The organism is Mesorhizobium sp. CNPSo 4688 (assembly GCF_057784295.1).
In genome coordinates, this window is the sequence record NZ_JBWLUY010000046.1 from 1 (window position 1) to 10,552 (window position 10,552).

Here is a 10,552-nt window from a genome sequence, read left to right on the forward strand (position 1 = left end):
ACCCGTGAATATCTCAAGCCGACGAACCGGCTCTTCGTCTCTGGACTTAAGCGTAAGCTCTGAAATCGTCATGTGTCGAAGCCCTCAAAGGCTCCGAGCATCGTGGCTCACGACCACGCGCGAAAGGTGGTGCCGCAACAGCGCTCACCTTCGCGCGCGCCTGCCAGGAGGTGGTCTCACTCGACGGCAAGGCGCTGCGGCGGGCCTATGAGAAGGGTCTTGCCGCCAGTCCGCCACTGACGGTGTCGGCCTTTGCCGCCGAGACACGGCTCTGCCTGGCGGCAGTGTCGCCCGGTGCGGGCGAAAACGAGGTCGAGGCTGCCCTCAAGGTCGTCGAACTCATTGATCTTACTGGTAGAATGGTCACGGCCGACGCGCTGCACTGTCACAAAAGCATGGCCCAAGCCATCACCGAACGCGGTGGCAATTATCTGCTCGCGCTCAAAGGAAACCGTCGCCATTGGGTGGGCCACGCCAAACAACGTCTGGCCGAGCTCACCCCCGCAGCAACGTCGCGGACCGAAACCAGTCATGGCCGCGACGAGTGGCGGCAGGCAGAGATCGTGGCCGCAGCCGAGCCACTGATGCTTGGCCATGGCCTTCATCCGCATCACAAGCCGGCGCAATCAGACCGAACCGGTGACACGCTTGTTCATGGCCTCGACGCTGCTATCGCCACAGCAGGCGCTCGACCTGACAAGGGCACATTCGCAAATCGAGAACGGGCTGCATTGGATGCTCGACGTCCATCTGGACGAGGATCAATGTCGTGCTCGCAAGGACAATGCCCCTGCCAACACCGCCCTGCTCAATCGCATCGCCAGAAACGTCCTACAGGCAGCCGATATCAGCAAAGTCCCCATCAGCCATCGCATCAAAAAATGCGCTTGGAATGATGACTATCTCATCCAAGCTTTAACCCATATGCGATAGCCCTCCCGCCCCCGGGGGTACTGAATCAAGTCGAGAGGGTAGAACGGGTACAGCATGAACGATTTGACCGCTGCGATGATCAAGCAACCGCCGGCAAAAGGCGCCGCGATGGTCACGAATTCAGGGAGTATGTATCTCGCGTTCAAGAACGTTTTGTAAGCCAAATTTTTTATCGTGGTAAGTCGTTCCTGTGTCCAAAAACCCAGACGTTAAATAAAAGCGTCTAGCCTTTACATTCTTTACTTCAACGGTAAGCATGAGGTGCCTGACAGATGGGCGGTTTGTCGAAATCCATTCAGAGATAAGTCCCGTTGCCGCTTTTCCATATCCGTTACCTTGGTATCTACGGCCTACGCGAAGGCTGTGCAGGGTAATCACGCCTGGCTGGGCCCATTCAGGCAGGGCTGATTCTTCACGCAGGACCAAGAAGCCAACGGTCTCATGGCGGACAACGATTGAAAATGGGTGCTCCAGGTCGGGGCGCGCGTTACCTTGAAGCTCACAGAACACCAAATCCAACGGGTCGACGAACTGCTCTTGCTCGGGATAGAGCTGCAAGTGGGCGACTCGGGCTCGATCAAAGTGAGATAAAGTCTTCAGCGTCGCATGCATAGTAGGTCTCGCTATCAGGCATTTGTAGCCTTTGTTGAAGCACGAACGAAATATTCCGACCCGCACCCTGATTTCGGTGGGCAGCTCCTGCCGGCAAAAGTCGTGCCAACTGAGCAGAAACGCACAAACAATTTGAGCATGAGAGCATACGAGTGAAGCTGGAGTACGTGCATCGTGTCGCGGACGCGACAAACTCGAAACAGGTGTCACTCTAGATGTTTAGTCCCGGCATTTGCTAGAGTATCCGTCTTGGTCAAGGAAAGGATGGAGACCATTTGCGGTCGTCCCTGATGAGAGCGTTTGCGATGACGACAAGCTTTCGCATGATTGCGGTTATGGCGACTTTTGCAGGTTTTCCGCCTGCTCGGAGGCTTTCGTATTTTGCCTTGAGAGGCTAATTGACTCGGGTGGCGACGAGGGCGGGCATGTAGAGTGCCTGCCTGAGCATTTGCCGGCCGCCCTGGATGAAGCTCTTGCCCTTCCACTGGCCGGACTGGCGGTCGACGGGGGCAAGGCCGGCCAAGCTTGCAGCTTGCTTGTTTTCGAGTGCACCCAGTTCGGGCATGTCAGCGACGATGGCGAAGGCGCTCGCCTCTCCAAGCCCCGGAATGCTGGTGAGAATATCGAAGCGGCGTCTGAGACCGGGTTCGCTGGCGATATGAGTTCGGCATTCGGCGTCGATCGCTGTGATCTGGGCAGCGATTTGTTTCAACCGTTGCTCGGCCTGGCGCTTCAACAGCGGGATGGTCAAAGACTTCTGTCGGTTCAATGTGGCGGTGCGGTCCTTGATCAGCGCTCGTCGGGCGGTGACCAGTTCGCAAAGCGCATCAAGGGCATGGCTGCGGATCGGCCGGATCTGCGGCGCCATCAGCGCGCCAAAGTGGGCGAGCATGGCGGCATCGATCCGATCGGTCTTGGACAAACGGCCGGCTGCCTTTGCGAAGGCACGCGTGCGCTGTGGGTTCATCTTGACCAGCGGCAGGCCCTTGGCACCCAAGGTGCGCTCGAGCAACCGATGATAGGCGCCCGTCGCCTCGTAGACGATGCGGGCAGGCGCAAGAGGCACCAGCAGCGGATCAGTTCGTGCAGACCGCTGGCGTCGTTGGCGTATTGCCGCTCCATACCTTCCGGCAGCAGATGAACGTCGAGGCGATCTTTCGAGATGTCGAGTCCGAGTGTGCGTGGTATGATTGCGGTCATCTTTTCCGTGTCCCGTGCTTGTCATCCGGGTCTAGAAACCGGGCTATCCGTTCAGGCCTCATGGAAAAGAGAGGGGCGATCATACTCTAGCTCGGTCCATCACGACCGTCTTTTAGTCGAACCCACCCCACCGGCCGCAGGGGGGTGGTAAAGGCCCGCTGGCGCCAACCCACTTTGGCCTCGAAACGAGGAAAGTCATAAGACAAGCGGATTTAGCCTGAAGCGTTCGGGCTGGGTGGCCCACGCCGTGCAGACGAACTCATAGGGCGTCAGGCCTTTGAGGGTCTTGAGCCTGCGAGCAAATTGTAGGCGGCTACGAAGTCGGGGAGATGACTGAGAGTTAGTCTAGTCATGGCTCTCGCAGTAAGCGCTTGACCGTAGCGTCTTTGATAGTCCGGTTCATCCTCTCGAACTGGCCGTTATCCGGTATGTGATCTGTGGTGCCTTTTCGTCCTGCTGTTCTTGTTTTGGAGCGGCGTTATGGTGAGCCCATCCGGGACATGGAGCACCGCAAACAACTCGCTCGTATCGCCTTCGCAGTCATGCGCGACGCAACACATTATGCCGGCACGCCGGCGTAAAAGTAAAAGCAGCATCGGCTGAGGCCGTGAGCCGGAATCGAGGGTGACAATGCCGTGATGGGAACACAGATCCTGAAAGCCTGCAGCATAGTCGGAGCTTCGAGCTCGCTCTCTTGATCAGGCCAAAGGATCAGCGGATACCATCAGGGCCAGCGGTCACAAGACCGCAGCAACAGGGCGGAGACATGACCGAACCCGCGACCGTCCCATCGCTGAAAACAAGGGTACCGAGCATCAACGAGGAAGACCATCGGCGCATCGGCCGTGAACGCAAAGGTTCTGGTTGGCGAGCGGACCTGCCATGTCAACCGGATTAAGGGCCTGCTTTTTGGTCAGGTCTTCACCGGCAACGAGCCGCTACGACGTGACCGGCGACATCGGCTTGAGGAATTGAGGACCGGCGACGGCCGCGCACTGCCAGAACATCTGAAGGGGCAAATCCGTCGCGAGCTCGACCGGCCCGAACTGGTAATAGCCGAAAGAGGTGCAGGCCGAGCGCGACGCTCTGCTGGCAATCGAAGTCGCCGAAACTCCAGCAGCGACATTGCTCGATCTCAAGGGTATCGGCCCCGATTGTGCCGCCATCCTCTACGCGGAAGGGCTGTTCCGGCACTTCGATAATCGCCGGCAGGTCGCCGCCTATGCCGGGCTCGCGCCGACGCCTTGGCAGAGCGGATCGGTCCAGCGCGAGCAAGGCGTCTCGAAGGCCAGCAACCCCCGGCTGCGAACGACGATGATCGAGTTGGCGTGGCTGTGGCTGTGCAATCAACCGAGTTCAGCGCTTACCCGCAGGTTCCACGAACGCGTGATGCGCAATCAGTGCCTCAAAATGACAACCATCGTCGCCCTTGCAAGGAAGCTGCTCGTGGCGCTGTGGAAATATCTGACCGCGGCGTCGTCATCGGAGGTGCCGTCATGAAGGCTGTCTGACGAGATCACACCGATACACTCATCCCTCGAGGCCTGATCAGCCTCGGCGGATCCAGGAGGCGAACCGCGATCCCAGCTGGCTGGAATGCCGTATCAAAGACGGGTCTCGCCTTCTGGGCCCCTGCCGCCGCAAGCGGGACATTGGTGCAGCCGTCTCAAGCGGCGACCGTATATGAGTTTGACTAGGCTCGATTGACCGAGCCGTGTCACGCAATCGGGCCCAGCTCTGGATTCCGCCGCCAATTGGGAGCAACACGATGCCACCCTACGACACCTCTTGACCTCAGCATCGTCATGTGAGCCCGGGACTAAACATGCACCCCCAGACTGAGACAAGGAAAATCGCGGCTGCGGGATCCGCGCTGATTGCGGATTCGCCGCCGATAATCAACGCGGCAACAGAACCTTCAAGTAATTTTACAGAACCTTTGCGATCTAAAATCGCCGTCAATGGTACGTTCACCCGAAAGTCTGAGGTGAGGACCTAGGCGCCTTAGGTGCTTGCGTATCCCAACTGAAATGCGAGCCCATGAACCTAACGGCCTAACGGGGAAGTGATATGGCGATCCAAAACTCTACCGACCCTATCGGCCCTAGCATCTCCACTATGGAACTTCTCAAAGCCGCCGCCGATGAAATTTGGAGCCCATACATGTCTCACCAGACGTTCGATGGCGCGGACGCGACCCAGATCATCGCTGAGCACAGACTGCCACCAAAAGTTCATTCTAGCGACGCTCTTTGTTGCGGCACATTCGGCGAGCTGCTACAAGGCCAGTTACCGGTCGGCTCCGTTCCCCGGGACTCTCATTTTCTGGTCACGATGCCCGTCGCGCTTTTTGCGCGAGCTCACTTTATACCGATTGCGGGCACCCGATCTGTAACAGTTTATCCGTCACATAAAATTAAAGCAAAACGATTGGCTGAGAACCTCGTGATTGAGCTCGGCGGCCCAGGAGGAATCCTAATTTTGGAATCTGAACTCTCCGAAGGCAAAGGGCTGGCGAGTTCGTCCGCAGATCTTGTAGCGGCCGCACGGTCAATCGGCTGCTGCTTCAAGCGCAGAGTCCGGACATCGTTGATCGAGAAGCTCATGGCAGAGATCGAGCCATCCGACGGGGTGATGTACCCAGGGGTAGTCGCATATCAGCAGCGAGCATGTCGCCTTCTCTCCTTCCTTGGGCAAATGCCGCCGCTTGCAATCGTTGGTATCGATGAAGGCGGTACGGTCGAAACCGTCGACTATGATCAACGGCGAGGTGAAATCTCCGCCAGTCACAGAGAAGAATATCGCCAACTACTCGACCGCGCACGGATAGCAGTTCCGCGCGGTGACACGGCCACGATAGGCAGGATTGCTACAGCTAGCGCGCTCCTGCATCAGGAGCGAACTCCAAAGGAGCATCTGAACTCGATGCTGAAAGCATCTGAGGCCACTGACGCTCTTGGGGTCATAGTCGCGCACAGCGGCACAATGATTGGAATTCTGCTTGATCGAATGGCGGCTGACTTCCCACAGAAGCTTAGGTCGGTGCTCGCGTATGTATCGCCGTTCGACAACTCGCCAAGAATATATCTGACAATGACTGGCTGCCGGTGAGGTGAGCAATATGGACTTCGCCCGCAAACGCCTGCCATTCACCAGCTATTCTGATGCCTTTGCTCTTCCCACCATTATTAGGTGTGAGACAAACCTTTATCTTGCGCAATTCGCATTCATGAAGCTTCTCCCTGCTAAGTACATCGTCGAGCAAGCGCTGGCTCGAGGGACTTTGACTCACGGCATGAAAGTTCTCGAGACATCGAGCGGGACCTTCGCACTGGGTTTGGCGGTAGTTTGTCGGGAACGTGGATTCCAGCTTGAAGTCTTCACAGACCCTGTGATGGACAAAGGCCTAGAAAACAGGTTGAGCTCCTTGGGGGCCAAAGTCTTCATAATAACTGAAAAGGCGAAGCAGGGTGGCTATCAAAGAAGCCGCCTCGACGCATTACACGCCAGGATGAGACAGTTGGGCCACTCCTGTTTCTGGCCCCGGCAATATGAAACACCCGACAACCCCGCAGCCTATGAGCTCTTCGCCGATCAGATATCGGGGATGTTGGACGCCGACGTAACTTTGGTCGGTTCTGTGGGGTCAGGCGGCTCTACCTGCGGAACGATAGAGCGCCTCCGGCAAAAGGCCCCTGGCGCCCGCCTGATTGGCGTGGACACCTTCAACAGCGTCATTTTTGGCCAACAGGATGGCGAGCGGAAGCTGCGGGGCCTGGGGAACAGTCTTGTCCCCAAGAACGTGAAGCATGAACTCTATGACGAGGTGCATCTCATATCGGCTCCGCTCGCATTTGCTGCAACGCGTACCCTCCACGAGCGGCACGCCGTTTTCGCCGGTCCGACCTCCGGAGCGAGTTACATCGTGGGGCATTGGCGCGCCCGGCAGTATCCACGAGAAGCCGTAGTCGTCATATGCCCCGATGAAGGCCACCGCTACGTCGAATCCGTTTACGACCGCCAATGGCTGAAGCAGCACGGATGTCTACATGAAAGTGTTCTGCTGGACGCGCCGGCAACCGAAAATCACCCTTCGACTGCCCTCCCACCATGGAACAGATATCTGTGGAAGCGGAAAAGCCGGGAAGCTGTCCTAAACGTTCTGGAGGACGCGTCATGATGAACCGGGGTAGCTTCCTTTTTGTCGAAAGCAACACAACGGGCACTGGCGAACTGTTGATGAAGCGGGCCCGAGCCTTAGGTTTTGAGCCCTATCTCGTTACGCGCAATCCTGCGCGCTATCCGTTCCTCAAAGACTCGGTCGCCCGAGTGATCGAAGCTGAGACCCGCAGCCCGGACGAACTTATCGGGGCCGCCGCCAAATTAAGTAGGCTTGCAGGTATATATTCGTCGTCGGAGTATTTTGTGGAAGCAGCATCACGTGTCGCTGCGGCGATAGGGCTGCCAGCAGCGAATCCGGAGGCTATAGCCGCATGCCGCAACAAATGGAAGCAAGCGGCCGAGTTGCGGCGACAATCAATCACGATCCCTGAAACACGGCTGGCCACTTCCGTCAGAGATGTCGAGAACATTCTTGCCCAGACCACTCTGCCGGTGGTGGTCAAGCCAGTGTCCGGCAGTGGTAGTAGCGGCGTGAGGTTGTGCGACAGTGCCGCAGCCGCCATCAAGGCGTTCGAGAGTGCAAGGGGCGCACTGCTCGATCAAGTGGATCTGCCCAGCCCAGACGTCCTGATCCAGCAGTATGTGGAGGGTAAGGAATACTCGGCAGAGATAATTGCGTATGATGGAACGCTGCATTGTCTCGGAATTCTTGCCAAGCACAAAGGGCCGGCTCCCTGCTTCGTCGAGGTAGGGCACGACTTCCCGGCCCCGCTACCAGAGCCATCCCTCAAGGAATTGACTTCTTTTGCCGCAGGCGCGGTGTCCGCTCTGGGCCTGAATTTCGGACCGGCTCATGTGGAGTTCGTGATAACGGAGTCGGGCCCCGTCATCATCGAGGTGAATCCCAGGCTGGCTGGAGGGATGATTCCAGTCATGCTCGCGCACGCCTTGGGCACGTCAATCCTTGACATGGTGATTAGACTTTACGCTGGAGAAGGGTTTACACCTCCCCACGCGACCGCAAGGGCGGGAGCCATCCGTTTCCAACTCGCTCACAAATCCGGCAAGCTCAAACGCCTGGACTTCTCTCGAAAACCAGACCCGATAGTGCCCGAGGCCGGGGTACTGAAATCTGAGGGGGAGGAAGTTCAAATAAATGGCGACTTCAGAGACCGGGTAGCCTACGCCATAGGCGTAGCCGATGAACTGAATGTCGCCGTCGCGGCTGCGCAACAGATGATCGACTCCACGGTCATCGAAATCGAGCCAGCTTCCGCCGAAACGGCGAACACGCAAGTCGCTGGGTCAAGCGAGAGCGGGTGGAACCTACATCCCGAAGCGATGAAGTTGCTCGCTCCACCTATCGAAATCTCGCGTGACGGTCGCCTTCTGCAGTACCAAGCGACAATAGACGAGGCACATCTGGTGATGCTCGCCGACCAAGGCTTGATCAGCCAGGCAGTGGCTGCTGATCTCCTCAAGCACATCTTGGACCTCCAGGACGAGGGGTTTCAGTCTTTGGAGGGCAGCGAGGCTCCGCGTGGCCTCTACCTTGCTTATGAGGCCGAACTTACCGCCAGAGCTGGCACGGACAAGGCCGGCTGGCTGCACCTCGCAAGGTCCCGCAACGACCTGAACGCGACCATTTCTCTCCTGGCCCTCCGAGAGGCCGCGTGTTCCATCTCGCAACAGATTGGAATTGCACAAGATGCTTTGCTTCAGCGAGCGGAAGAGGCATCGAGACTAGTGGCTCCGCTCTACAGTCAGTACCAGATCGCACTCCCTGGATCGCCAGGGCACTGCTTGCTTGGCGTCTTCTTCGCTCTGGGACGCGAGCGCCAGCGCCTCCATAGCCTGCTGGAAGACATCAGGAACTGCCCTATGGGAGCTGGTGCCGGCGGAGGCACCAGTATGCCGATTGATCCCCTGCAAACCGCAAGTCTTCTTGGATTCGAACAGCCGTCGTTCAACTCACTCGATGCGGTCGCGAGCCGAGACCATCACCTTTACGGGCTTTCAATCTTTGCTGGCATCTCAACCTTGCTCAGTCGTGTGGCCCAGGATCTGCAGGTCTGGACGACTCGCGAGTTCGCTCTTATCGACATTCCTCGAAATCTTGCCGGAGGCTCGTCCATGCTGCCGCAAAAGAAGAACCCGTTCCTACTTGAACACATTAAGGGATCGGCAAGCACGGTAATTGGCGCATACGTTTCTGCGGCAACGGCTACCTGCAAAGCGCCTTTCAGCAACTCGATCGAAACAAGCAACTACGGGTGCTCTTCATTGGGTCTAGCAGAAGATGCCCTGAAGCGGGCCATTACGCTCACATCGCTAATCGTGAGGTTCATGTCGTTTAACGAGAGGTCGATGCGTGAGAATCTGGAGGACGGGTCATCAATGACGGCCGTCGCCGCCGAACGGATGGCGTCGAGAGGCGTCCCTTTCAGGAAGGCCCATACACAAATTGGCGAGATCGCCAGGCGTGTCCGTCAGGATAGCTCCGTTGCGGAGCGCCGAAGCGAGTTGGCCAGCCACCTCGCTGGCGTGTTACCGGAAAGTCTCGAAGAGTGCAGAGATGCTCTGCAGTTCGGAGGCGGACCCGGAAAACGATCCATCGATGACCAAGTCTCCATAGCAAAAGCGCTTAGTCGGGACACACAGCTGAAATGCTCCGAAGTATGGGAGCGCTGGGCGCGCGCTGCGATCCACCGCCGACAGAGGGTAGATAGCCTTATTGATAGGCACCAAGCCACCTGAACGGCGAAAATAAGGACGACGTCCAACCGTCCTGTCGCCCGACTTGGCAACCGCGTTGATGATTACGTAGGCGCACTTCATCTGTTTCTGTTAGCCCGGCGGATTGCCAGAAAACGCCATGCTTCGATAGCCGACCAAAACCGTCGGTAAGGTGCTCGTAGCTCAATTGGAAGAGTTCCAGACTTCGCATCTGGCGGTGCAGGTTCAAACCCTGCCGAGCGCACCATAAATTTGAAAACACGCTGCCGACGTGTGCGGGTTGCGAAGTGGACAAGCGTTTAGTTTGTTACCGATTGGCGCGCATTGCGATGCCACGATGCCACGATGCCACGATGCGGTGGGCGAGAGTAGTCTGCCATCTGCAAGGGAGTCGAACCGACCCAAGTGTGTGCGGCGCGCAACGCTCTTTACGACTTCGCAAAGCAGGTTGGCATATTGGAAGAATGCGACCTCTGCGATGCAGTGGATTGCAGCCTGGAAAGCAGGCACCGCAAAAGTCTAGATCCTGTTCGCCGATGCGACTGCGGCGACGCGCAGTAGTGAGATTTGGTTAGCATGCGGCCTGTCGGCAGAGACCGGCTGTCAAGGGGGGAGATGCCGGTTTGAGCAGGTTCGAAAGGCCAGTCATTGTACAGGTTGGCCGCCATGGCTCAGAGCGTATAGTGCTCGACGTCAATGACGCCGCCGCTATCTTGCTGCGGGATATCGGTCGTCAGACCGAGAAGAGCAGGATAGCAATGGATGTCTGTCTGCAGTTATGGCGAGCTCGCCATTACTGAAGTAATCAGCAGCAGTTCATAATGTGAAGGAACGCGCCGAACACGCGATTTTCCCAGCAGGCAGGCCCGATCGGCCTTCGGCGTGCTGCGCATTATTTTTCGACATGAGATCTTTGGCTGTCGTTCAAAACGCAGTCGAGGAGATTTTC

5 protein-coding genes, 1 tRNA gene and 4 pseudogenes are annotated in these 10,552 nt (G+C 57.5%); 7 read left to right on the forward strand and 3 right to left on the reverse strand.

The annotated features are described in order from the left end of the window. Window positions 1-170: 170 nt before the first annotated feature. Both AC04SH_RS33900 and AC04SH_RS33905 read left to right on the forward strand, forming a co-directional pair. Window positions 171-518 (forward strand): annotated as a pseudogene (locus tag AC04SH_RS33900) (ISAs1 family transposase); the annotation flags it as partial. A 76-nt stretch (window positions 519-594) separates the two neighbouring features. Beyond that, window positions 595-933, forward strand: coding sequence for an ISAs1 family transposase (locus AC04SH_RS33905; protein WP_488481811.1), 339 nt, complete (start codon window positions 595-597; stop codon window positions 931-933). Between the two features lie 120 nt (window positions 934-1,053). On the opposite strand, the gene AC04SH_RS33910 is transcribed toward AC04SH_RS33905, so the two are convergent. The 3 genes and pseudogenes from AC04SH_RS33910 to AC04SH_RS33920 all read right to left on the reverse strand — a co-directional run. Beyond that, window positions 1,054-1,545: a GNAT family N-acetyltransferase gene (locus tag AC04SH_RS33910; protein ID WP_488481812.1), complete on the reverse strand. Its 492-nt coding sequence runs from the start codon at window positions 1,543-1,545 to the stop codon at window positions 1,054-1,056. Window positions 1,546-1,798: 253 nt separating this feature from the next. Beyond that, a pseudogene (locus tag AC04SH_RS33915) lies at window positions 1,799-2,745 on the reverse strand (IS110 family RNA-guided transposase). Between the two features lie 195 nt (window positions 2,746-2,940). Then, window positions 2,941-3,166, reverse strand: a pseudogene (locus AC04SH_RS33920) (IS481 family transposase); the annotation flags it as partial. A gap of 381 nt (window positions 3,167-3,547) precedes the next feature. On the opposite strand from AC04SH_RS33920, the pseudogene AC04SH_RS33925 reads away from it, so the two are divergent. From AC04SH_RS33925 to AC04SH_RS33945, 5 genes and pseudogenes are all read left to right on the forward strand, one after another. Continuing rightward, window positions 3,548-4,256: pseudogene (locus AC04SH_RS33925) on the forward strand (transposase); the annotation flags it as partial. Window positions 4,257-4,815: 559 nt separating this feature from the next. Beyond that, window positions 4,816-5,856, forward strand: a complete 1,041-nt coding sequence (locus AC04SH_RS33930) for a GHMP family kinase ATP-binding protein (protein WP_488577997.1) — start codon at window positions 4,816-4,818, stop codon at window positions 5,854-5,856. 10 nt (window positions 5,857-5,866) lie between these two features. Continuing rightward, on the forward strand, window positions 5,867-6,925 hold the full coding sequence (locus AC04SH_RS33935) for a cysteine synthase family protein (protein WP_488481814.1): 1,059 nt from the start codon (window positions 5,867-5,869) through the stop codon (window positions 6,923-6,925). Beyond that, a complete protein-coding gene (locus AC04SH_RS33940; protein ID WP_488481815.1) occupies window positions 6,922-9,624 on the forward strand; it encodes a lyase family protein in 2,703 nt (900 codons plus the stop codon). Before AC04SH_RS33935 ends, AC04SH_RS33940 begins: the two co-directional genes overlap by 4 nt. 151 nt (window positions 9,625-9,775) lie before the next feature. Next, window positions 9,776-9,850 (forward strand) — tRNA-Arg (locus AC04SH_RS33945). Window positions 9,851-10,552: the final 702 nt, after the last annotated feature.

What these genes read in the sequence shown, in the direction of transcription:
- AC04SH_RS33905 (WP_488481811.1), top strand. Translation starts at nt 595, where the DNA reads ATGGCCTTCATCCGCATCACAAGCCGGCGCAATCAGACCGAACCGGTG.
- AC04SH_RS33910 (WP_488481812.1), bottom strand. Translation starts at nt 1,545, where the DNA reads ATGCATGCGACGCTGAAGACTTTATCTCACTTTGATCGAGCCCGAGTC.
- AC04SH_RS33930 (WP_488577997.1), top strand. Translation starts at nt 4,816, where the DNA reads ATGGCGATCCAAAACTCTACCGACCCTATCGGCCCTAGCATCTCCACT.
- AC04SH_RS33935 (WP_488481814.1), top strand. Translation starts at nt 5,867, where the DNA reads ATGGACTTCGCCCGCAAACGCCTGCCATTCACCAGCTATTCTGATGCC.
- AC04SH_RS33940 (WP_488481815.1), top strand. Translation starts at nt 6,922, where the DNA reads ATGATGAACCGGGGTAGCTTCCTTTTTGTCGAAAGCAACACAACGGGC.